The following is a 22,201-nucleotide window of genomic DNA, read 5'->3' as shown; positions in this document are numbered from 1 at the left end:
CCCGGGATCCGCTAGAGTTCAACGCGTCGCCCCGGAGTTGTTGCGGAGCAGACCTGCGGACGTGGCTCAGTTGGTAGAGCATCACCTTGCCAAGGTGAGGGTCGCGAGTTCGAATCTCGTCGTCCGCTCGATGTGGGGGATCCTCCCGGGGACCCCCTGCTGTTGGTGGAGTGGCCGAGAGGCGAGGCAACGGCCTGCAAAGCCGTCTACACGGGTTCAAATCCCGTCTCCACCTCCAAGGACGATTAGCTCAGCGGGAGAGCGCTTCCCTGACACGGAAGAGGTCACTGGTTCAATCCCAGTATCGTCCACTGGGCCCATCGGGCTCTGAGCAGTACCTTCCCGCGCGATTAGCTCAGCGGGAGAGCGCTTCCCTGACACGGAAGAGGTCACTGGTTCAATCCCAGTATCGCGCACGCGGTGAGGCGCCTACGCCGGCGCCCGCAGTCCCGGACGATTAGCTCAGCGGGAGAGCGCTTCCCTGACACGGAAGAGGTCACTGGTTCAATCCCAGTATCGTCCACCAGCGTACGGCCGAGGGCCCGGAGGCATCAGCTTCCGGGCCCTCGGCCGTACGCCGCGACGCCGTGAGCCGCGTGGTCGGCCGGGCGGCGGCCCGGGCGGCGGGCGAACCGCCGCCCGTCGCCGGTCAGGACGAGAAGAGCATGTGCGCGAAGCCGCCGTGGCCGTGGTGCTTGTGGCCGTGCCCGTGCCCGTGCCCGTACTGCGGGGCGCCCCAGCCGGGCGCCTGCGGGTAGGCGGGCGGCGGCGGGACGGGAGCGGCGGGGTAGGCCTGCGGCGGCGGGGCGGGCTGGTTCCACTTGCCTTCGAGCTGGGTCAGGGCCTCCAGCTCGCCGTAGTCGAGGAAGATGCCGCGGCAGTTCAGGCACTGCTCGATCTGGACGCCACTGCGGTTGAACGTCTGCATCTGGCCGTGGCACTTGGGACAGACCATCGTCGAATCAACTCCTCGCCTCGAACACGTGAGTTCACTCTAGATGGGCGATGCGGGCGCAGGTGGCCACCAGTTCGGACTCGGCCTCGTCGAGGTCGCGACCCTCGCGGGCCGCCTTGGCGACGCCGATCGCGGCGGTCTGCACGGCCAGCGCCCGTGCGGGCACGTCCAGTTGGCCCCACGGGTCGCCGTCCTGCGGTACGGCGGGGCCGCCCGCGGAGCGGTACGCGGCCAGGAAGCGGGCCCAGGCGTCCGGTTCCAGCAGGCCGGCCGCGAACCACATCGCGGGGCGGGCCAGATCCCACGCGGCCGGGCCCGTGCCGAGGTCGTCGACGTCGATGAGCTGCCAGGGTCCGTCGGGCGCCGGGTGCCGTACGAGCTGGCCCAGGTGCAGGTCGCCGTGGCAGAGCGCGGCGGGGCCCGGGTGCGGGGCCTCGTCCCTGGCCCACGCGGGAAGACGCCGCCAGGCCCGCCGTACGGTACGGGCCGCCGCCGAGTCCGCGACGCCGCGCAGCCGGGCGACGGCGAGGGCGGCCTTCGCGGGGCCGCGCATCGGCGGCAGCGGGCCCGGCAGGGCGCCGGGCTGCACCAGGTGCAGCCGGGCGAGCAGCACCGCCGCCTCCGCCCAGGGCGCGGCCGCCGGGTCGTGCCGGTCGACGGGTAGGCCGTAGGGCCAGGCGCTGACGGGTCTGCCGCCCGCGGCGACGGAGAGGACGGCGGCGGGCCGGGCGGGGGCGGGCCGGGCGGGGGCGGGCCGGGCGGGGGCGGGCGGCGCGGGAACGGAACCGGCGCCCTGCGGGACGGGCCCCTGCTGGGGCTGGTCCTGCGGCAGGGGGGCCAGCAGGATGCCGCGCAGTGCGGGGTGGCCGGCGACGCCGACGCGGACGGCGAGCGCGGCGGTGTCCGTGCCGGGCGCGTGCGCCTTGGCCACGACCGCGCCGACCCGTACGACCGTGCCGTCGGGGCGGTCGGCGAGGACGGTGGTGGCGGCGGGCACGGTGGGCTGGACGGAGACCGGCCCCGCGGCTGCGCGCCGGGCGGCCTGCGGGGTGCGCCGGGCGGCGGCGGCCGCGGTCGCGGCGAGCGCGGTGACGAGGGCGTCGTCCGCGACGGGGGCGGCGGTGCGGCGCACCGCCTGCCGGTCGATACGGACCGTACCGCCCTGCCGGGCGGCCCCGGACTGCTCCCCCGTGGTCGTCATTGCCCCAGTCAAGCATCCCCCCGTCCCCCCGTCCCGGCGGAGTCGGCCGTCCGGAGTGGCCCGCCCCGGGGCCGCCCGCGCTCGGGGGGCCGGGCAGCGCAATGCCCGGGCATCCGCTTGGATGCCCGGGCAAGCGCAGTCGTCCGCCCTACCCCCGTCCCCACGGGGTCCACCGGTGAGCCCCTGACCCGGACCGCTCTTCCAGGTCGGAGCGCCTTTCAGCGCCCCAGCAGGCCGGCCACGGACGACGCCTGTACGACCACTGCGTCCACTCCGCCGAAGAGGTAGGCGAGCAGAGCGGCGAACGGCAGCACCATGGCCGCCGCGACCAGCGGGTGCCGGGAGCCGGTCCGCCGGGTGCCGCGCATGGCGCGCGTGGTGCGCGTCACCGTGTTCGCCATGCCCGCCCCCTTCCGGGGTCCGCCGTGTGGTCGTTCGCTGTGCAGTTGAAGAAGCTGTGCGATTGAAGAAGGTGAGGAAAGTGAAGGAGATGAACCGGTCCGGCTGACCGGTGCGTCTGGAGGCGGCGGGCGCTTGACCTCGGGGGACGAGTGCTCCGCCCGCCGCTTGACCTCAACATTAGGTGCGCCCGGGCCCCTGGTCGTCAGGCCCTGGTACCCCTTCGCAGGCCTCCCGGAGGATGACGGCGGCCGCTTTACGTACTCCCCTGGGTGGATCCCGCGCCCCGGCTCCCCAGGGTCATCCCTGAGCCGCCCGGGCCCCGGCGGCCCGCTCCTGGGCCTGCTCCTCGGCCCGCTCGTCGTCCCTCGGCACGGGCTGCTCGACGAGCGCGAGCACCCGCGTGGCCATGAAGCGCGCGGTGCGCACGACCGTGCCGCTCCGGGTGACCTCGCTCACTTCCACGACCCCGCGGCGCACCGCGGTCTCCACCCGGCGGCCGGCCCGGGTGGCCACGACCTCATAGGTGCGGGTGCTGTCCCCCGCATCGACGACTATCTCCACGCGATCACCTTTCACGGCGTCATTCCCCCTCGCAGGACGGACCGTTGGCGGATCGCGGCCAGGCGGCGGCCCGCTGTCGGACCGGCACCTCGCCGTTGCCTCCAGCTTCCCACCCGGCACTGACAATTCACGGCCCGTCGCCTGCGGGCCTTCACCGCGCGGCGGGAGGTGAGTCCGTAAGCTGTGGGCGGTCCACCCGTCCGCCGGCCCGGCCCGCCGGGCGGCAGCGGCAGAAGTGGCGCAGCGGAGCAGCAGTGGGGTCCGCCCCCACCGGAGGCAGGGGTACGGACATGGCGATGATGCGGCTGCGGCGCGAGGATCCGCGGGTCGTCGGCGCCTTCCGGCTGCACCGGCGGCTCGGGGCGGGCGGCATGGGTGTGGTCTACCTGGGCGCGGACAAGCGCGGTCAGCGGGTCGCGCTGAAGGTGATCCGGCCCGAGCTGGCGGAGGACCAGGAATTCCGGTCGCGCTTCGCCCGCGAGGTGTCCGCCGCGCGGCGGATCCGCGGCGGCTGCACCGCCCGGCTGGTCGCAGCGGACCTGGAGGCCGAGCGTCCGTGGTTCGCCACGCAGTACGTGCCGGGGCCCTCGCTCCACGACAAGGTCGCCGAGCAAGGCGTGCTCTCCGCCGCGGAGACGGCCTCGATGGGCGCGGCCCTCGCCGAGGGACTGGTCGCGGTGCACGAGGCCGGGGTCGTCCACCGCGACCTCAAGCCGTCCAACATCCTGCTGTCGCCCAAGGGCCCGCGGATCATCGACTTCGGCATCGCCTGGGCCACCGGGGCGAGCACGCTCACGCACGTGGGGACGGCGGTCGGCTCGCCCGGCTTCCTCGCGCCCGAGCAGGTGCGCGGGCTGCCCGTCACTCCGGCCACCGACGTCTTCGCCTTCGGCGCGACGCTCGTCTACGCGGCGACCGCGGACTCGCCCTTCGGGCAGGGCAGCTCGGAGGTCATGCTCTACCGCGTCGTCCACGAGGAGCCCGACCTCGGCGCGGTGCCGGACGCCCTCGCGCCGCTCGTCTACGCGTGCCTGGCCAAGGATCCGGAGGAGCGGCCGAGCACGGTGCAGCTGTCCGAGCGGCTGACCGAGATCGCGACGCGCGAGGCCCGCGGTATCGGCGCGCCGCGCCGCGAGGGCCTCCCCAAGGCGGCGGGGCCCCGGCCCGAACGGCCCGTCGGGCGGCGCGCGGAGGAGTACGCGCAGCAGCGCACGCAGCGGCGGACGCCGCCGCGGCCGGACTCCACCGGTGGGGGCGGGGCGGGGCGCGCTGCGGGCGGGCGCCCGCCCGCCGGGCCCGCCGCGGGCGCGCCGAAGCCGACGGTGAAGGCCACGATGCCGTCGGCGCGCGCGTCGGCGCGCACACCGGTGCGTACGGCAGGAGGGCGGCGGCCCCTGGCGCCCGGGGCCGGGCGGCGGCGCCTGATGCGGCAGCGGCTCGCGGTGTTCGTGGTCGTGACGCTGCTGGCGGCGGTCATCATCGCAACGGTGCAGGGGTGTCACCACCTCTGAGGGCGGGTTGCCGCCGTCGCCACGGCGGGGCTTTCGCGGGGGCTCAGCGCGCGGTTCCTCCCGCCCCTGCGCCCCCGGGTGTGCCGCTTGCGCCCGGACGCGCGGCCGTCCCACCGCCGTGGTTGCCCGCACAGTTCCCCGCACCCCTGCGCCCCCAGGCGTGCCACTTGCGCCCGGACACGCGGCCGTCCCACCGCCGTGGTTGCCCGCGCACTCCCTCGCGCACCTGCGCAGCTTGCGCTCGGACGCGCGGCCTTCTCCACGTGGGAGTTGGGCACGCGGTTCCCCGCGCCCCTGCGGGCGTCGTGCCGCTTGACGTGAGCGTGCGGTCGTCGCTGGCCGTACGGCTTCTCGGGGAGTAACTTACCAAGCGCTTGCTTAGTCATCCGGAGGGACCGGGAGCGGAAGGGGCCGCAGCGCATGGGAGAGATCGGGGACGGGGAGGTGCGGGAGCGGGCTCGGGCTTTGCTCGCGGCGCACCCGCCGGGGAGCACGCCGGCGGCGGATTTCCTGCGGGCGCGGTTCGACGCGGGGCTCGCGTGGGTGCACTTCCCGGCGGGGCTCGGCGGGCTCGGGGCGCCGCGCGCGCTGCAGCAGGCCGCGAACGAGGTGCTGGCCGCGGCCGGGGCGCCGGACAACGACCCGCGGCGGATCGGCATCGGCCTGGGCATGGCGGCCCCGACGATCCTCGCGTACGGCACCGCCGAGCAGCAGGCCCGCTTCCTGCGGCCGCTGTGGACGGGCGAGGAGGTCTGGTGCCAGCTCTTCAGCGAGCCGGGCGCGGGCTCGGACCTGGCGGGGCTGCGCACCAGAGCGGTGCGGGACGGCGACTGCTGGGTCGTGGACGGCCAGAAGGTGTGGACGTCCAGCGCCCACACCGCGCGCTGGGCGATCCTCATCGCCCGCACCGACCCGGAAGTGCCCAAGCACCGCGGCATCACGTACTTCGTGTGCGACATGACCGACCCGGGTGTGGAGGTCAGGCCGCTGCGGCAGATCACCGGCGAGGCGGAGTTCAACGAGGTCTTCCTGACCGGGGTGCGGATCCCGGACGCGCACCGGCTGGGTGCGGTGGGGGACGGCTGGCGGGTGGCGCAGGCGACGCTGATGAACGAGCGGGTGGCGATCGGCGGCGGCTCGCCGGTGCCGCGCGAGAGCGGCATGGCCGGGCCGGTCGCGGCGACCTGGCGGGAGCGCCCCGAGTTGCGCACGCCCGAGTTGCACGACCGGCTGCTCCGGCTGTGGGTGGAGTCGGAGGTGGCGCGGCTCACCGCCGAGCGGGTGCGGCAGCAGATGGCGGCGGGCACCCCGGGCCCCGAGGGCTCGGGCCTGAAGCTGTCGATGGCGCGGCTCAACCAGCAACTCAGCGGGCTGGAGCTGGAGCTGCTCGGCGAGCAGGGGCTGCGCTACGGCGACTGGACGATGGTCCGCCCGCGCAGCGTGGACTTCTACGGCCGCGACGCGGGGTACCGCTACCTGCGCGCGAAGGGCAACTCGATCGAGGGCGGCACGTCCGAGATCCTGCGGAACATCGTGGCCGAGCGCGTACTCGGACTGCCCGCCGAGCCCCGCAACGACAAGGACGTCCCGTGGAAGGACCTGCCCCGATGACCGCCACGACCCCCTCCCCCGCGGCGCCCGGCCTGCTGTACTCCGACGTCGAGGACGACCTGCGCGCCGCCGTCCGCTCGGTGCTCGCCGACCGCTGCGGCCCGGCCGCGGTGCTGGGCCGGATCGAGACGGACGAGCCCTACGACCCCGCCCTGTGGCGGGTGCTGGGCGGCGAGCTGGGCCTTGCCGGGCTGCTGGTGCCAGAGGAGTACGGCGGGCAGGGCGGCACCGCGCGGGAGGCCGCGGTGGTACTGGAGGAGCTGGGCGGCGCGGTCGCCCCCGTGCCCTTCCTGGGCAGCGCGGTGCTCGCGGCCTCGGCGCTGCTGGGCTGCGCGGGGGCCGGGGAGCCCGGGGAGGCCGCGGCGGCGCTGCTCGGGCGGCTGGCGGCGGGCGGGGTCACCGCGGCCCTCGCGGTGCCGCTGTCCGCGGCGCCGGGCGGCGGCTTCCCCGCGGGGGTGCGGGCGGACGCCGCGGGGCGGCTGTCGGGCCGGGTCACGAGCGTGGCCGACGCGGTGGGGGCGGGTGTGCTGGTGGTGCCCGCCGAGGGGCCGGACGGGCCCGGACTCCACGAGGTGGCCGCGGAATCGGTGGTGCTGCGCCGCCCGGTGAGCCTGGACCTGACCCGGCCGCTGACGGACGTCACACTGGACGGCGCGCCGGGGCGGCCGCTGGCCACCGGGGAGACCGCGCGGGCCGCGCTGGAGCGGGCGCTGCTGACCGGGGCGGGGCTGCTGGCGTCGGAGCAGCTCGGCACGGCGCAGTGGTGCCTGGACGGGACGGTCGGCCATCTGAAGCAGCGGCACCAGTTCGGCCGGGTCCTGGGCTCCTTCCAGGCACTCAAGCACCGGCTGGCCGACCTGTGGCTGGAGGTCGTGTCCGCCCGCGCGGCGGCGCGCAACGCGGCTGCCGCGCTGGCCTCCTGGGAGTCGCCGGCGCAGGCTGCCGAGGCGGAGATCGCGGTGGCGGTCGCGCAGGCGTACGTCTCGCCTGTCGCGGTGCGCGCGGCGGAGGAGGCGGTGCAGCTGCACGGCGGCATCGGCATGACGTGGGAGCACCCGGCGCACCTGTACCTCAAGCGCGCGAAGGCCGACGAGATCGCGCTGGGCTCCCCCGGCCACCACCGCCGCCGGCTGGCGGCCCTGGTGGACCTGCCGCCCGCGCCCTGAGGCACGGCCGGGCCGGCGGAAGCCCTCCGCCGGCCCGCTGCGGCCGCGTCCGCGGTCGAGGACTGGACCGGACCGCGGCCGCGGTCTTGTTCAGTCCTCGACCGGGCCGAGCAGCTCCAGCAGCCGCCCGCGCCAGGCGATGGAGTCGCGGATGCCGTCGCGCACGTCGTACTCCGGCTTCCAGCCCAGCAGCCGGGCCGAGCGCTCGGTGCGGGTGTAGGCGCCCGCGACGTCCCCGGGGCGGCTCGGTACGTCCTCGGTGCGCAGCGGGACGCCGGTGACCTCGCCGAAGGCCGCGGCCAGCTCGCGCACCGTGGTGCCCTTGCCCGTACCGAGGTTGACGACCAGGTGCGGGGGCCGGTCGCCGCCGACGACGCTGTCGAAGCGGGCGAGGGCGGCGACGTGGGCGCGCGCGAGGTCCCAGACGTGGATGTAGTCGCGGATGCCGCTGCCGTCGCGGGTGGGCCAGTCCGTGCCCGTCACCCGGAAGACGTCGCCGCTCTCCCAGGCGGCGATCATCTTGCCGAGGGCGTGCGAGGCTTCGCGGACCTGGAGGCCGGTGCGCATACGCGGGTCGGCGCCGATGGGGTTGAAGTAGCGCAGCGACACCGCGCGCAGCTCCGTCCCCGCGGCGGTGTCGGCGAGGATGCGGTCGATCACGGCCTTGGTCTGCGCGTAGGGGCTGCCGGCGGCCACCGGGGATTCCTCGTCCACCGCGAAGTCCGCGCCCGGCTCGTAGACCGAGGCCGACGAGCTGAAGAGGATACGGCGGCAGCCGTTGCGTTCCAGGTGTTCGAGCAGGGCGATGGTCTTCGCCACGTTTTCCCGGTAGTAGCGCAGCGGTTCGGCCACCGAATCGGGGACGACGATCAGCGCCGCGCAGTGCACGACCGCCGTGATGTCCGGGTGCTCACGGAAAATACGGTCCAGGAGCGGGCCGTCCGCGATGTCCCCGCGGTAGAACACCCGGCCCTCGGTGAACTCCTCGAGCCCGGTGACCAGGCTGTCGAGGATGACCGGGGTGTGCCCCTCGTCCAGCAGGGCGCTCGCGACCGTACTGCCGATATAGCCCGCGCCGCCGGTGACAAGAATTTTCATGTGCACCCATCTCCGCTGCCCGCTACCAGAATTACGGCAACCCTAGCACCACCCCCGCGGCCGGCACGGGGGCGGAATCCACAGTCCCTCCACAGGGCGGTGGTATATGACGTGGGGGAATATCGGGCGGGAGGGTCGGGCAATGGGCGGCGGTCGGCATTTCTTTATCGGGACCGCATTCCCCGCGGAATTACGCGCCGGCGGCCACGGCGTAGAAGGCCACCGCGGCGGCCGCGCCCACGTTGAGCGAGTCGATGTCGTGGGACATCGGGATGCGGACGAGGGTGTCGGCGGCGGCCAGCGCCTTCGGGCTGAGGCCCGGCCCCTCGGCGCCCAGCAGCAGGGCCAGCCGCGGGAGTTCGGCGACCGGAAGCTCCGGCAGCGCGGTGGCGTGCGCCGCCGGGGTGAGCGCCAGCAGCCGGAAGCCGGCCTCCTTCACCGTGCCGTACAGATCGCGCGGCCAGGCCTCCAGCCGCGCGTACGGCACGGAGAAGACCGCCCCCATCGAGACCTTCACCGAGCGGCGGTAGAGCGGGTCGGCGCAGTCCGGCGACAGCAGGACCGCGTCCATGCCCAGGGCGGCGGCACTGCGGAAGATCGCGCCGATGTTGGTGTGGTCGTTCACCGCCTCCATCACCACGACGCGGCGCGCGGCCGCGAGCACGCCCGCGGCGTCCGGCAGCGGTTTGCGCTGCATCGCGGCGAGCGCGCCACGGTGGACGTGGTAGCCCGTGACGCGCTCGGCGAGGTCGTCGTCGACGACGTAGACGGGCGCGGGCACCTCGTCGACGACGTCCCGCAGCGCCGCCACCCACTTCTCGGTGAGCAGCATCGAGCGCATCGGGTAGCCGGCGGCCAGGGCCCGCCGGACCACCTTCTGGCCCTCGGCGATGAAGAGGCCCTCCGCGGGCTCGCGGCGGCGCCGCAGCTCGACGTCGGTGAGGCCGGTGTAGTCGTGCAGCCGCGGGTCGTCCGGATCGGTGACCGCGACCGGTTCAGCCATGGACGTTGCCCTCGGTGTACGTGCCGCCCGGCCGCCCCACCGTCACGACGTCGCCGACGACGATCACCGCGGGCGGCCGTACGCCCTCCTCGGTGACGATGCGGGCCACCGACGCGAGCGTGGCGTCCACCCGGCGCTGCGCCGCCGTCGTGCCCTCCTGCACCACCGCGACCGGCGTCCCCGCCGGGCGGCCGCCCGCGATCAGGGCGTCCGCGATGGCGCCGATCCGCTCCACGGCCATCAGCAGCACGAGCGTGCCGCGCATGCGCGCCAGCGCGGGCCAGTCGACCAGCGAGCGCGCGTCGTCCGGGGCGACATGGCCGCTCACCACGGTGAACTCGTGCGCCACGCCCCGGTGCGTGACCGGGATGCCGGCCGCGCCGGGCACGCTGATCGAGCTGGAGATGCCGGGGACGACGCTCACCGGGATACCCGCGGCGGCGAGGGCCTCCGCCTCCTCCATGCCGCGGCCGAAGACGAACGGGTCGCCGCCCTTGAGCCGCACCACGGCCTTGCCGGCCTTCGCGTGCTCGATCAGCGCGGCGTTGATGGCCTCCTGGGCCATCGCCCGGCCGTACGGGATCTTCGCCGCGTCGATCACCTCGACGTGCGGCGGCAGCTCGTCCAGCAGGTCGCGCGGGCCGAGCCGGTCGGCGATCACGACGTCCGCCTCGGCGAGGAGGCGGCGGCCGCGCACGGTGATCAGGTCCGGGTCGCCCGGACCGCCGCCGACCAGCGCGACGCCCGCGGTGCGGTCCCGGTGCCGGGGCGCCACGAGGGAGCCGTCACGCAGCCCCTCGACCACGGCGTCCCGCACGGCGGCGCTGCGGCGCGGGTCCCGGCCGCTGAGGACGGCGACGGTCACACCGTCCGTGCGGCCCGTCGCCGGCGTCCACGCGGACGCCGCGTTCGCGTCGTCGCTGCGCACGCACCACACCCGGCGCTCCTCCGCCTCCGCGGAGGCCGCGGCGTTCGCGGCGGGGTCGCGCGTGGCGACCAGCGCGTACCAGGCCTCCGCGAGGTCGCCCGTACGGTATGGGCGGCGCTCCCAGCGCAGTTCGCCGGCCTCGGCCATCGCCTCCACGGAGGGCGTCGCCTCCGGGGCGACCAGGACGACGTCGGCGCCGGCCGACAGCAGCGCGGGCAGCCGCCGCTGGGCGACCTGCCCCCCGCCGACCACCACGACCCGGCGCCCCGCCAGCCGCAGCCCCACGGGGTAGGCGGGGGCGTCGTCCTTGCGATCCATCGCGCTCCTTCGGCAGTTCGGGCGGGCTCTGATCTTACGTTGCGCCTTCGCTCGGGCCTTCCGGCCCTCGGCTCCGCCGGGGCACCGCCCAGTCCTCCGGGCTGCCACGTCTCCTTCGCCACGGGACCGTCCCCCGGCGGATGGCTGGGCGCGCAGTTCCCCGCGCCCCTGAAAACGGTTGCCCGGCGCGGCAATCCGGGGGCGCGTGGGGGCACCTCCCAGGCGAAGTTCCGGGGGAGGACTGCGCGGGGAACCCACCACAGGTGGACGGTCGCGCGACCGGCGCGGGACGCACCCCCGGGGCGGGAAAACCCCGCCCCGGGGGAGGTCAGGACTTCTCGGTGACGCCGGCGGCGTCGAAGGTGGCGACCTCGTGCATGACGCGGGCGGCGCTCTGGACGAGGGGGAGCGCGAGGAGCGCGCCCGTGCCTTCGCCGAGGCGGAGGTCGAGGTCGACCAGGGGGCGGAGCCCCAGCGCGGTGAGGGCGGCGACGTGGCCGGGCTCGGCGCTGCGGTGGCCGGCGATGCAAGCGGCCAGCACCTCGGGCGCGATGGCGCGGGCCACGAGCGCCGCGGCCCCCGCGGACACCCCGTCGAGGATGACGGGCGTGCGCAGCGCCGCCGCCCCGAGCAGCAGGCCGGTGATCGCGGCGTGTTCGAGCCCGCCGATCGCGGTGAGGACCGCGATCGGGTCCGCCGGGTCGGGCCGGTGCAGCTCCAGGGCGCGCCGTACGACGTCCACCTTGCGCGCGTGCATCTCGTCGTTGATGCCGGTGCCGCGCCCGGTGACCTCCGCCGGGTCCGTGCCGGTGAAGACCGCGATGAGCGCCGCCGAGGTCGTCGTGTTGGCGATGCCCATCTCACCGGTGAGCAGCGCCTTGTTGCCGGCGGCCACCAGATCGCGGGCGGTCTCGATGCCGACCTCGATCGCGCGCAGCGCCTCCTCGCGGGTCATCGCGGGGCCCGCGGTGAAGTCGGCGGTCCCGGCGCGCACCTTGCGCGGCAGCAGCCCCGGCGTGCCGGGCAGCTCCGAGGCGACGCCGACGTCGATGACGCAGACCTCCGCGCCGACCTGGTTGGCGAAGGCGTTGCAGACCGCCCCGCCGCCGAGGAAGTTCGCGACCATCTGCCCGGTGACCTCCTGGGGCCACGAGGTGACGCCCTGGGCGTGCACCCCGTGGTCGCCGGCGAAGATCGCCACGGCAGCGGGCTCGGGGATGGGCGCGGGGCACACCCGGGAGAGCCCGGCGAGCTGGGCGGAGATGATCTCCAGCATGCCGAGGGCCCCGGCGGGTTTGGTCATCCGCTTCTGCCGCTCCCACGCCTCGCCGAGGGCCTTCGCGTCGAGCGGGCGGATGGCGCGCAGCGTCTCCTCCAGGAGGTCGTGCGGCTCCTCGCCGGGCAGCGCCCGGTTGCCGTACTCCTCCTCGTGGACGACCCAGGACAGCGGGCGGCGCTGCGACCAGCCCGCCTGCATCAGCTCGGGCTCCTCGGGGAATTCGTCGACGTACCCGACGCACAGGTACGCGACGACCTCCAGGTGCTCGGGCAGGCCGAGTTCGGCGACCACCTGGCGCTCGTCGAAAAAGCTCACCCACCCGACGCCGAGGCCCTCCGCGCGGGCGGCGAGCCAGAGGTTCTCGACGGCGAGCGCGGAGGAGTACGGCGCCATCTGCGGCTGGGTGTGCCGGCCGAGGGTGTGCCGGCCGCCGCGCGTGGGGTCGGCGGTGACGACGATGTTGACGGGCGTGTCGAGGATCGCCTCGATCTTCAGCTCGCGGAACTGCCGGGCGCGGGCCTTCGGCAGCGACTTGGCGTACGCCTCGCGCTGGGCCATGGCCAGCTCGTGCATCTTCTCCCGGGTCTTCTCGGAGCGGATGACGACGAAATCCCACGGCTGGGAGTGGCCGACGCTCGGGGCGGTGTGCGCGGCCTCCAGGACGCGCAGCAGCACCTCGGGCGGGATGGCGTCGGAGCGGAAGCCGTTGCGGATGTCGCGGCGTTCGCGGATGACGCGGTGGACGGCGTCGCGCACGGCGGGCTCGTACGCCTCCGCGGGCTCCCCGGCGGGAGCGGACACGGCGGCGGCCTGCGCCCCGTCCGCGGCCTGCGCCTCGGCGGCGGGCGCGGCTTCGGCTTCTGCGGCTTCGGCGGCCTGGACGGCTTCGGCGGCCGGGGCCGCCTCCGCGGCCTGCGCCTCGGCGGGCGCCGCCACCACGGCCTCCGACGTCTGCAGGGCGGACGCGTCCGGTACGGCCGCCGCCTCGGTGTCCTGGGCCGGGAGTTCGGCCGCGGCCTGCTCGTCGGGGGCTGCGGGCGCGGCGGCCTGCTCGTCGAAGGCCGGGCCGGACGGCGGGGCGGCGAGGTCGAGGCCGATGGGCGCCGCGGCGGGCTGGCCCGGGGCGGACGGCGCCGCTGCGGGCCCGGCGAGGGCGGGCGCGGGCACGGCGGTGCCCTGCGGCGGGGTCGCGGTCGCGTCCTGCGCGGCGGGCCCGGCGGCGCCTGCGGCCTCACCGGCGGGCGCCTCCTCCTGCCCCGTGCCGGGTGCCGGAACGGGCGCCGCGGGGGGCTCGGCCGGCGGGAGGGCAGTGACGGGCTCCGGCGGCGTCTGGGAAGGGATGATGCTGTCGGCGTGCGGGATGAGCGACTGCTGGGAGGGCGTCAGGTCGGCCGCGGGCCACCCGCCGTGCGGGCCCGCGGCGGGGTCGCCGGGCTCGCCGTTCTGCTGGGCGGGGATGGCGTGCGGGCCCTGCGGCGGCACGTCGAGGTATTCGGGGCCCGCGGTCGGCGGGCCCTGCACGCGTACCGGCGCCGGTGCGGGACCGCCCTGCGCGGGCCCGCGGTCGGCGAGGGAGCGGACGGACACGCCGCCGCTGGGGGTGTCCTGGACCGGCGGGCCCAAGTGCAGCGGGCGGCGCGGCGGGGCGGGCGCGACCGGCGCGGCGTCAGTTCCCGGCACCCGTACCGCGGCCGGGTCCTGCGCGCCGCCCTCGGCGGCACCGCCCGGCACGGCGCCCTGCGGCACCGCGGCGTCCTCCGTCGCCCGGGCGCCCTGCCCGGCGACGGGCTCAGCGCCCGCCGGCTGCCCGGATCCGGCGTCCCCGGCGCCCTGTTCGGTTCCCTGGACCGCGGCGAGGTCCGCCGGAGCGGCCGGTGCCTGCCCCGCGAGCGCCTGCCCTTCGCCCGGCACGGCGAAGCCCGCACCCTGCGAAGGCTCGCCCTGCGGCGCGTGCCCCGGCACGGCGGATCCGGCACCCGGCGCGAACTCCGCGTCCGGCGCCTCCGGGAAGTGCCCCGGCACGGCGAGCCCGGGTCCGGCCCCGGACGGAGCGGCCTCCTGCGCCTGCCTGCCGAAGCCGGGCCCCGCGTCACCCGCGGCCTGCCCCGGCACGAGCCCGGGCGCCGACCCCTCCCCCGCGGCGACGGCACCTGACGCCACGTCACCGGACGCACCCTGCGGGGCGGCGGCGGCCGGGTCACCCGGCGCGGCGAACCCGGCGCGCTGCGGCACGGACCCCGGGTCGGCGCCCGGCACGACGCCCGAGGCGCCCTCGGCGTCCGGCCCGGCGAAACCCTGCTCCTGCGGGACGAATCCGGCGGCGTCGCCGCCCGGCAGCTGCCCCGGGGCGGCGAAACCCTGCTCGTGGAACGCGCCGGGCGAGGGGAGGCCGGGCGCCGATTCGGGCTCGTAGCCCGGTGCGAAGTGGCCCGCGGGGAGCGGTGTCTGCGGCGGTTCGGGCTGGAGCGGCACGGGCTGCGGGTCGCTCCAGGTGCCCTGGGGCCCGGGCATGAGCAGCACGTCGTCCTCGTCGTCGAGCCCGGTACCGGGGGCGGGGGGCTGGTCGAGGTAGCCGTAGGGGGGGTTGTCGAGGCCTGCGGGGGGCTGCGCGCCCCAGCCGTTGGCGGTGGCCTGCGGTGCGCCGAGTGCGCCGGTGTGCGGCTGGTGAGCCGCGTCGCCGACCGCGTTCTCCGGCAGCCCCTCGCCGGGGATCTGACCGGTGTCCGTCATGCGTGCCCCTCGCCCATCGGTTTCGCTCCTTCCAGCCGCTGCGCCGCGCACACCCACCCCTCACCGACTCCAACGAGCGGGCCCGGGATGCGGCACGTGAACCGTGGGGACATCGGACGTATCGACACCCCGTGAACGCACGACGACGGCACAACGATCCGTCAGCCTACCCTCACCCGCAGCGCTCACCACCCCGAAGTCCGCACCGCGGGACGTATCTCACACAGTGCCCCGCGGCAGCGCTCCCACATGCGCAAATGCCGCCTCGCGAGCCCCATCACCGGCCTTGCGGCCGGGCCCGGTTCAGGGCCTGCTGCCGCACAGCAGGAAGGCCGCCGGGCCTTCCGGCTCCTGCCACCCGGAGTCCGTCTCCGCGGAGCGCAGCAACATGCGTTCGACGGTGTAACCGCCTTCGGCCAGCGCGCGGTCGACGGCCGCCGCGGACTCCCGGGTGGCGGCCGCGGCGACGATGCGCTCGGGGCGGCGCGCGGCGCACGCGGCGACGACCGCGGGGTCGGCGCAGCCGATGCGCACCACGTCGGGCTCCGGCAGGTCCTCCAGCGCCTGGGGCGCGGTGCCGTGCACCACCTGCATCTGGACGCCGGCGCGGCGTGCGGCGGCGGTGATCCAGTCGCAGGCCTGGGCGTCGCGGTCGACGGCGATGACGGCGGCGCCGAACCGCGCGGCCTCCAGCGCGAGGGCGCCGTCGGCGGCGCCGATGTCCCACACCAGGTCGCCGGTGCGGGGGCCGAGCCGGGCGAGCTGGTAGGCGCGCACCGGCGCGGGCACGTCGCCCCCGTACTCGGCGGCGGGCAGCGCCCAGCCGCGTACCGGGCCGGGGAAGCCCGGGTCGCGGCCCGCGATCCAGCCGCCCCCGCGGGAGGTCGCGGGGCGGCCGCCGGGCGCGGTCGGCGGGGCGGTGGAGCCGAGCACGGCCAGACCTGGGCTGCCGGTGCTGCCGCCCACGACGAGCACGATGTTGGGGTCGCGCCATATGTGGTCGGCGACCTTGTCGGAGGTCAGCACGGTGATCTGCTCGCGCTCCGAGCCGAGCGCCTCGCAGATGACGAAGGTGCGGTGCACCCCGGCGAGCAGCAGGGCGAGTTCGGCGGGCCCCGCGCCGGGCGCGGTGAGGACGGCGACCTTGGGGTAGGAGCGGCAGACGTTGACGGCGCGGCGCAGGGTGCGGCTGGTGGCGACGACGACCCGGGCGTCGTCCCAGGGCATGCCGGCCCGTGCGAAGGCCCGCGCCACGGCGGAGACGCCGGGGATGACCTCGACCTCCAGGCCGTGCTCGGGGTCGCGCAGCGCGCGGACGACGCCGAAGAAGCCGGGGTCGCCGTCGGCGAGGACGACGGCGGTGCCGCGGTGCCCGGCGATGCGGCGGGCGGCGATGTCGATGCTGCCGAGGACGATGTGCTCGGCCTGCTTCGGAACGTACGGCAGGGCCAGGTGATGGCGGGTGCCGGCGACGAGGGTGGCGGCGTCCAGCGCGGCACGGGCGGCGTCGGACGGGGGTGAGCCGTCCCATCCGATCACGGTGACCCGGTCGGCCATCGTCGTCTGCCTCCAAGCCGTGGGGTGGATCGCGGGGATGCCGGCGGAGCCTCCTCGACGGGGGCGGAGGTGAGGCCCGGGTGAGAACCCTAACCCGGCGGCGGGCGCCACGGGTACGCGGATACGCGCGGGTGTTCCGGCCGCGGCACGGCGGCGCTCCGGCAGGCGGCGGGCGCGGGCCGGAGGCGCCGGAGCGGGCGGGTCCGGCGGGCGCGGGCCGGAGGCGCCGGAGCGGGCGGGTCCGGCAGGCGCGGGCGGTGGCGGGGCAGCCGCGGGTCAGCGGCGGCGGGCCGCGGCGGAGTAGTCGGCGTAGTCGGGGTAGGGGGCGTACGCGTCGTAGCCCTCCCCTGCCCCGTCCGTACCGGATGCGCCGTCGAGGTCGTCCAGGCCGTCGAGGTCCTCGGGCAGCAGGCTCCACACCAGCAGGTCGGTGCGGGTCTCCACCCAGCGGCCGGCGGGGTCGTCGCCGGCGCGGCTGCGGACGAGGCCCGCGCCGCGCAGCACGCCCTCGCTGATGCACCCGATCTTCTGCGCGACCTGCTGCGAGGCGCTGTTGTCCGCGGCGGTGCGCAGCTCGACCCGTTCGAAGCCCTGGTTGCGGAAGAGCCAGCGGACGACGGCGAGGACCGATTCGCCGGCGTACCCCTCGCCGCGCGCCCAGGAGGCGGTGAGGTAGCCGATCTCGGTGCCGCGGATGCGCCAGTCGGTGTTCTGCAGCTGGACGGTGCCGACGAGCCGCTGGGTGAGCAGTTCGGAGACACCCAGCACCAGGCCCCGGCCGCTCGTCCGCTCCCCCGGCGCCCCGGTGCTGACGAACGACCGCGCGGTGGCCTCGGTGTACGGCCGCGGGGAGCCGGTCCACGCGGTCACGAGGTCGTCGTTCATCATCTCCACGAGTTCGGGGATGTCGTCCTCGTCGTACGGGCGCAGCAGCAGCCGCTCCGTACTGAGTGAGATGTCCGGAAAGGTGGCGGTCATTCACTGCTCCGTAACCAGGGCATGGGTGGACTGCACAGCATGCAGCATCGCGCGCGGCGGCCGCCGGGCAGGGTGGGTCCGGGGTGCCGCGGCGGTGCTCGGCGGCGAACGCCCTTCCAGAGTAGGGCGGATGGCGGTCGTCGCGAGTATCCGTGGACGTCATCCGATCCTGCTACCGTCTGCCCGCGTGACGGTGCACCACGCAGCAGGAGTCGGTTACCAGCGGGCGGCGGGGGTCTACGAGCGCTCCCGGCCGTCCTATCCGCTCGCCGCGCTCGCCGCGCTCGCGGACGCGCTGCCGCTCCAGGCGGGCCGTACCGTCGTCGATCTGGGCGCGGGCACGGGCAAGTTCACCAGGCTGCTGGCGCTGACCGGCGCCGAGGTGCTCGCGGTGGAGCCGGTGCGGGAGATGCGCGAGACGCTGGCCGGACTGCTGCCGGGGGTCGCGGTGGGCGCGGGCACGGCGGAGGCGACCGGACTGCCGGACGGGTGCGCCGACGCGGTGGTGGCGGCGCAGTCCTGGCACTGGTTCGCGGAGGCGGAGGCGCTCGCCGAGGTGCGACGGCTGCTGCGGCCGGGCGGCGCGCTGGCCCTGGTGTGGAACACCTACGACACGTCGGTGCCGTGGGTGCGGGACTTCCAGGACATCTTCTTCCGGCTCGCGCCGCGCGACCTGCCCAGCCCGCCGCTGGCCGCGGGTCCGGTGGACGACCACCGGCCGGCGGACGGCTGGCGGCGGGCGTTCGAGGCGCCGGGGTCGGGCTGGGGCGCGATCCACGAGCGGCACTGGCCCAACCCGCATTCGACGACCGTCGCGGACGTCGTGGAGCGGATGATGTCGTCCAGCCACATCGCGGTGCTGGACGAGGACGCGCGGGCGAGGGTCCGCGCGGAACTGGCCGCGGTGCTGGGGGCGCACGACGCGACCCGGGTCAGCGGCGCGATCGAGATGCCGTACACGACGGACGTCTACTGGGTGCGCCCCGCCTGACCGTGGCCGGCCGGGCGGGGCGGGGAACCTCGGGAACGGGCCGGCTCAGGCGGCGGGGGTCCCGAAGGCGGGGATGACCGCGCCCTTGAAGGTGTCCTTGATGTACTGCTCGACCTGGGGGGAGTTGAGCAGCTTGACGAGCTCGACGACCCGCGGGTCGTTCTCCTGGCCCTTCTTGACGACCAGGATGTTGGCGTACGGGTTGCCGGCCGCCTTCTCCGTGACCAGGGCGTCCTTGACGGGGCTCAGGCCGCCCTCGATGGCGTAGTTGCCGTTGATGACGCCCGCGTCGACGTCGCCGAGCGAGCGCGGCAGCTGGGCGGCCTCCAGCTCCTTGAAGTGCAGGTGCCTGGGGTTGCCGGTGACGTCGGCGGGGGTGGCGGTCTGCTCGGTGCCGTCGCGCAGCGTGATGAGGCCGTTGGCGGCGAGCAGACCGAGGGCGCGGGCCTCGTTGGTGGTGTCGTTGGGCACCTCGACGGTGGCGCCGTCCTTGAGCTCGGACAGCGAGCCGATCTTGTGCGAGTACAGGCCCAGCGGTTCCAGCTCGACGTCGGCGACCGCGACCAGGTGGGTGCCGTTCTTCTTGTTGAAGTCGTCGAGGTAGGGCTTGTGCTGGAAGAAGTTCGCGTCGACCTGGCCCTGCTCGGTGGCGGTGTTGGGCAGGACGTAGTCGGAGAACTCCTTGACCTGGAGGTCGAGTCCCGCGCTCTTGGCGAGGTGGTCGCGGACGTAGTCCAGGATCTGCGCGTGCGGGGTGGGGCTGGCGGCGACGACGAGCGGCGCGGAGGCGTCCTTGGCGGCCTTGCCGTCGGCGGAGCTGGAGCTGCCGCTCTTGGAGCCGGAGTCGGAGCCGCACGCGGCCAGGCCGAGCGCGAGAGCGCCCACGGCAGCGGCGGCAGCGGTGATCTTGAGTGTCCTACGCACGAAAAGTGCCTCTTTCCGGTGTTCTGTGGTGCCTGTTTTCAGGTCTCCGTCCGCCCCGCGCGGGTGGTGCGGGGCGGACGGACGTCAGGGGGCGGTGGGGGCCGGGTCCGCGGGGCGCGCCTTCAGCAGCCGCAGCCGGGGCGCGGCCGAGGAGCGCCCACGGCGGGCGACGGCACGGGCGGCGAGGTCGCCGGCCAGCTGCACGAGGGTCACGAGCACGACGAGGACGGCGACGATGACCCACATGAAGCCGGTCTCGAAGCGCTGGTAGCCGTAGCGCAGCGCGAGGTCGCCGAGCCCGCCGCCGCCGACCACGCCGGCCATGGCGGAGTAGCCGACGAGCGCGATCACGGTGGTCGTGGCGCCCGCGACGAGCGACGGCAGCGACTCGGGCAGCAGCACCTTGCGCACCACCGTCCAGGTGCTGCCGCCCATCGACTGGACGGCCTCCACCAGCCCGCGGTCGACCTCGCGCAGCGAGATCTCCACGAGCCGGGCGAAGAAGGGGATGGCACCGACGGACAGCGGGACGACCGCGGCCTGCCAGCCGATGGTGGTGCCGACGATCGTGCGCGTGAAGGACATCAGGGCGATCATCAGGATGACGAACGGCAGCGAGCGGCCGAGGTTCACGACCGCGCCGAGCACCTTGTTGACGGCGGTGCCGGCCGCGCCGTGCAGCAGCCCGCCGCGGTCGGTGAGGACCAGCAGCACGCCGATCGGCAGCCCGGCGGCGATCGTGACGGCTGCGGACCAGCCGACCATCCGCAGGGTGTCCCCCAGCGCCTGGGTGATCAGCGGGTGCATCTCGGACCAGGTCACTTGGCCACCGCCGGGACGGCCGGGGCCGCGGGCTCGGCGGACGGGGCGATGTCGACCTGGAGGCCCTGCTCGCGCAGGAAGCCGATGGGCACGACGTTGTCCTCGAAGCGGCCGGGCAGCTCGATGCGCATCCGGCCGATCTGCCGCCCGTCGTAGGTCTCCATGGCGGCGCCGAGGATCGACACGTCGACGTTGTAGGTGCGCGCCAGCTGGGAGATCACCGGGCGGGTCGCGCTCTCGCCGTGGAAGGTGAGGTCGACCACGGTGCGGTCCGGGCCGGAGGCCGCGCCGCCGAGCGGGAAGAGCTCGCCGGCCAGCTCGGAGCCGGGCGTGGCCAGCAGTTCCGCGACGGTGCCGGATTCCACCACTCGTCCGCCTTTCATGAGGGCCGCCGAGTCGCACACGGCCTTGACGACGTCCATCTCGTGCGTGATGAGCAGCACGGTGAGGCCGAGCTGCCGGTTGAGGTCGCGCAGCAGCTCCAGCACGGAGCGGGTGGTCTCCGGGTCGAGCGCCGAGGTGGCCTCGTCGGAGAGCAGCACCTGGGGGCGGCCGGCGAGCGCGCGGGCGATGCCGACGCGCTGCTTCTGGCCGCCGGACAACTGCGCGGGGTAGGCGCGGGCCTTGTCACCGAGGCCGACGAGGTCGAGCAGTTCGCGGGAGCGGGCGGCACGCTCGCGGCGGGTCACGCCCTGGATCTCCAGCGGCAGCTCGACGTTGTCCTGGACGGTGCGCGAGGAGAGCAGATTGAAGTGCTGGAAGACCATGCCGATGCCGGCCCGGGCGGCACGCAGCGCGGCCGGGGCCCGGTCGGAGCGGCCGGCCAGCGCGGTGAGGTCGCGCCCGGCGACCTCGACGGTGCCCGAGGTGGGGCGCTCCAGCAGGTTGACGCAGCGGATCAGGGTGCTCTTGCCGGCGCCGCTGCGGCCGACGACGCCGTAGACCTCGCCTTCGCGCACCGCCAGGTCGACGCCGTCGAGTGCGGTGACCTCACGGTCGCGCGAGCGGTAGACCTTGCGCAGGTCGGTGGTGGTGATCACAGGGGTGTCCATCTGGTCGGGCGCGCGGCGGACGTACCACCGCACAGGGGGTGTGCTTCGGGGGCGTGGCGCAGGGGGCGGCCACGGCGTCCCGGGCGCGGCGCGGCGCTGCACCGGGAGGGGTGTGACGTGGGCGGCGGGCGTCGGGGACGCGACCGCTCAGGGCCTCAGGTCAGGCACACATTCGACACATACGAGGGCGGGGGTGGGAGAACGGGCGGGCGGGCGGCCGTAATACAGTCGGCGCATGCTCGACGCGGTCACCATCACGGTCTCGGTCATGGCGCTGCTGCTCGCGGCGTGGTGCGCCTGGTCCGCGTACCGCGACGAGCCGACCAACGACCGGCATTTCGCCGGCATGGCCGTGGTGACGCTCGCCACGCTCGTGCAGCTGGTGATCTCGCTGGTGCAGCTCGGCCACGGCGACCGCCCCGAGCAGGGGGTGCCGGTCTTCGTGGGCTATCTGATCGGCACGGTCTGCACCGTCCCGGCCGCGGCCTTCATGTCGCTGACCGAGCGCAGCCGCTGGGGCACCGCGGTCGTCGCGGCCGGCGGAGTGATCCTGGCCGTGCTGGAACTGCGGCTGTACGACATCTGGGGAGCCGGTCATGGCTGAGGACACCACCGCGGGCGGCACGAAGGCCGCGGCGGAGACGGCGACGGACCCGGCGGCCGCGGGGCAGCCCGCGGGCGGGCGGCTCGGGCAGGGGCCCGGGCGGCTGCTGCTGTGGTTCTACGGGGTCTTCACGGTGGCCGCGCTCTCGCGCTCGATCGTGCAGATCTCGACCAAATTCCACGAGGCGCCGCTGGCGTACGTGCTGTCCCTCGCGGCGGGCGTCGTCTATGCGGTCATCACCGTCGCGCTGTGGCGGGGCGGGGAGCAGGCCCGCAGGGTCGCGCTGGTGTCCTGCTCGGCCGAGCTGGTCGGGGTGGTCACGGTGGGCATCCTCACCGTGGCGGACTCCTCGGCCTTCCCCGACCAGACCGTGTGGTCGGACTTCGGCGTCGGCTACGTCTTCCTGCCGCTGCTGCTGCCGGTCATGGGCCTGCTGTGGCTGCGCCGCTCCGCACGCGAGGCGTCCACCGCGGCCTGAGGCCGGTGTCCGGTCCCGGGACCCGGACGCGG

General features: G+C 75.5%; 19 protein-coding genes and 5 tRNA genes. 11 read left to right on the top strand and 13 right to left on the bottom strand.

The annotated features are described in order from the left end of the window. Window positions 1-55 precede the first annotated feature (55 nt). From IH54_RS0110785 to IH54_RS0110765, 5 genes are all read left to right on the top strand, one after another. A tRNA-Gly gene (locus IH54_RS0110785) sits at window positions 56-128 on the top strand. Between the two features lie 36 nt (window positions 129-164). Then, a tRNA-Cys gene (locus IH54_RS0110780) sits at window positions 165-238 on the top strand. Between the two features lies 1 nt (window position 239). Beyond that, window positions 240-311 (top strand) — tRNA-Val (locus tag IH54_RS0110775). Between the two features lie 33 nt (window positions 312-344). After that, a tRNA-Val gene (locus tag IH54_RS0110770) sits at window positions 345-416 on the top strand. A gap of 35 nt (window positions 417-451) precedes the next feature. After that, window positions 452-526, top strand: a tRNA-Val gene (locus tag IH54_RS0110765). Window positions 527-649: 123 nt separating this feature from the next. Here IH54_RS0110765 and IH54_RS0110760 read toward each other — a convergent pair. The 4 genes from IH54_RS0110760 to IH54_RS0110745 all read right to left on the bottom strand — a co-directional run bounded on the left by IH54_RS0110760 (window position 650) and on the right by IH54_RS0110745 (window position 3,134). Beyond that, entirely contained in the window at window positions 650-955 is a 306-nt protein-coding gene (locus tag IH54_RS0110760) for a zf-TFIIB domain-containing protein (RefSeq protein WP_031515284.1), read from the bottom strand. Window positions 956-989: 34 nt separating this feature from the next. Continuing rightward, on the bottom strand, window positions 990-2,156 hold the full coding sequence (locus tag IH54_RS0110755) for a phosphotransferase family protein (protein ID WP_078862085.1): 1,167 nt from the start codon (window positions 2,154-2,156) through the stop codon (window positions 990-992). A gap of 218 nt (window positions 2,157-2,374) precedes the next feature. Continuing rightward, complete coding sequence (locus IH54_RS0110750; RefSeq protein WP_031515282.1) at window positions 2,375-2,557, bottom strand: hypothetical protein; 183 nt, start codon at window positions 2,555-2,557, stop codon at window positions 2,375-2,377. A 298-nt stretch (window positions 2,558-2,855) separates the two neighbouring features. After that, window positions 2,856-3,134, bottom strand: coding sequence for a hypothetical protein (locus IH54_RS0110745; protein WP_031515281.1), 279 nt, complete (start codon window positions 3,132-3,134; stop codon window positions 2,856-2,858). Window positions 3,135-3,409: 275 nt separating this feature from the next. Here IH54_RS0110745 and IH54_RS0110740 point away from each other — a divergent pair, with 275 nt between their 5' ends. The 3 genes from IH54_RS0110740 to IH54_RS0110730 all read left to right on the top strand — a co-directional run bounded on the left by IH54_RS0110740 (window position 3,410) and on the right by IH54_RS0110730 (window position 7,407). After that, window positions 3,410-4,630 carry a serine/threonine-protein kinase gene (locus IH54_RS0110740; protein ID WP_052397281.1) on the top strand — a complete coding sequence of 407 codons (1,221 nt, stop codon included), beginning with the start codon at window positions 3,410-3,412 and terminating at the stop codon, window positions 4,628-4,630. A 420-nt stretch (window positions 4,631-5,050) separates the two neighbouring features. Then, window positions 5,051-6,241: an acyl-CoA dehydrogenase family protein gene (locus IH54_RS0110735; RefSeq protein WP_031515271.1), complete on the top strand. Its 1,191-nt coding sequence runs from the start codon at window positions 5,051-5,053 to the stop codon at window positions 6,239-6,241. After that, window positions 6,238-7,407, top strand: coding sequence for an acyl-CoA dehydrogenase family protein (locus IH54_RS0110730; RefSeq protein ID WP_031515268.1), 1,170 nt, complete (start codon window positions 6,238-6,240; stop codon window positions 7,405-7,407). Before IH54_RS0110735 ends, IH54_RS0110730 begins: the two co-directional genes overlap by 4 nt. 90 nt (window positions 7,408-7,497) lie before the next feature. Here the strand turns inward: IH54_RS0110730 and galE are convergent, their stop codons facing one another. The 6 genes from galE to IH54_RS0110700 form a co-directional block, all read right to left on the bottom strand. Continuing rightward, a complete protein-coding gene (gene galE / locus IH54_RS0110725; RefSeq protein WP_031515267.1) occupies window positions 7,498-8,505 on the bottom strand; it encodes a UDP-glucose 4-epimerase GalE in 1,008 nt (335 codons plus the stop codon). A 190-nt stretch (window positions 8,506-8,695) separates the two neighbouring features. Beyond that, on the bottom strand, window positions 8,696-9,508 hold the full coding sequence (locus tag IH54_RS0110720) for a TrmH family RNA methyltransferase (RefSeq protein WP_031515266.1): 813 nt from the start codon (window positions 9,506-9,508) through the stop codon (window positions 8,696-8,698). Further along, complete coding sequence (gene cobA, locus IH54_RS0110715) at window positions 9,501-10,754, bottom strand: uroporphyrinogen-III C-methyltransferase (protein WP_052397280.1); 1,254 nt, start codon at window positions 10,752-10,754, stop codon at window positions 9,501-9,503. Before cobA ends, IH54_RS0110720 begins: the two co-directional genes overlap by 8 nt. Window positions 10,755-11,082: 328 nt before the next feature. Then, window positions 11,083-14,763 carry a nicotinate-nucleotide--dimethylbenzimidazole phosphoribosyltransferase gene (cobT, locus tag IH54_RS0110710; protein WP_031515264.1) on the bottom strand — a complete coding sequence of 1,227 codons (3,681 nt, stop codon included), beginning with the start codon at window positions 14,761-14,763 and terminating at the stop codon, window positions 11,083-11,085. A 303-nt stretch (window positions 14,764-15,066) separates the two neighbouring features. Further along, window positions 15,067-16,320 carry a precorrin-6y C5,15-methyltransferase (decarboxylating) subunit CbiE gene (gene cbiE, locus IH54_RS0110705; RefSeq protein ID WP_031515263.1) on the bottom strand — a complete coding sequence of 418 codons (1,254 nt, stop codon included), beginning with the start codon at window positions 16,318-16,320 and terminating at the stop codon, window positions 15,067-15,069. A 276-nt stretch (window positions 16,321-16,596) separates the two neighbouring features. Beyond that, window positions 16,597-17,298: a GNAT family N-acetyltransferase gene (locus IH54_RS0110700; protein WP_031515262.1), complete on the bottom strand. Its 702-nt coding sequence runs from the start codon at window positions 17,296-17,298 to the stop codon at window positions 16,597-16,599. A 187-nt stretch (window positions 17,299-17,485) separates the two neighbouring features. On the opposite strand from IH54_RS0110700, the gene IH54_RS0110695 reads away from it, so the two are divergent. Further along, on the top strand, window positions 17,486-18,289 hold the full coding sequence (locus tag IH54_RS0110695) for a class I SAM-dependent methyltransferase (protein WP_031515261.1): 804 nt from the start codon (window positions 17,486-17,488) through the stop codon (window positions 18,287-18,289). Window positions 18,290-18,334: 45 nt separating this feature from the next. Here IH54_RS0110695 and IH54_RS0110690 read toward each other — a convergent pair whose 3' ends face one another. From IH54_RS0110690 to IH54_RS0110680, 3 genes are all read right to left on the bottom strand, one after another. Beyond that, complete coding sequence (locus IH54_RS0110690; protein WP_031515260.1) at window positions 18,335-19,213, bottom strand: MetQ/NlpA family ABC transporter substrate-binding protein; 879 nt, start codon at window positions 19,211-19,213, stop codon at window positions 18,335-18,337. Window positions 19,214-19,297: 84 nt separating this feature from the next. After that, complete coding sequence (locus tag IH54_RS0110685) at window positions 19,298-20,035, bottom strand: methionine ABC transporter permease (RefSeq protein WP_031515259.1); 738 nt, start codon at window positions 20,033-20,035, stop codon at window positions 19,298-19,300. After that, window positions 20,032-21,075 (bottom strand): methionine ABC transporter ATP-binding protein, encoded by a 1,044-nt coding sequence (locus tag IH54_RS0110680; RefSeq protein ID WP_031515258.1) that lies wholly within the window; start codon window positions 21,073-21,075, stop codon window positions 20,032-20,034. Before IH54_RS0110680 ends, IH54_RS0110685 begins: the two co-directional genes overlap by 4 nt. 247 nt (window positions 21,076-21,322) lie before the next feature. On the opposite strand from IH54_RS0110680, the gene IH54_RS0110675 reads away from it, so the two are divergent. Together IH54_RS0110675 and IH54_RS0110670 are read left to right on the top strand one after the other, a co-directional pair. Next, window positions 21,323-21,691 carry a hypothetical protein gene (locus IH54_RS0110675; protein ID WP_031515257.1) on the top strand — a complete coding sequence of 123 codons (369 nt, stop codon included), beginning with the start codon at window positions 21,323-21,325 and terminating at the stop codon, window positions 21,689-21,691. Then, a complete protein-coding gene (locus IH54_RS0110670; RefSeq protein WP_031515255.1) occupies window positions 21,684-22,169 on the top strand; it encodes a membrane protein in 486 nt (161 codons plus the stop codon). The genes IH54_RS0110675 and IH54_RS0110670 overlap by 8 nt, the downstream gene beginning before the upstream one ends. The last annotated feature ends 32 nt before the right edge of the window (window positions 22,170-22,201 follow it).

It is taken from the genome of Streptomyces sp. NRRL F-5123 (genome assembly GCF_000721495.1).
Taxonomy (GTDB): Bacteria; Actinomycetota; Actinomycetes; order Streptomycetales; family Streptomycetaceae; genus Actinacidiphila.
Note: the sequence above shows the minus strand (reverse complement) of the source record. Positions and strands in the feature narration are given on the sequence as shown.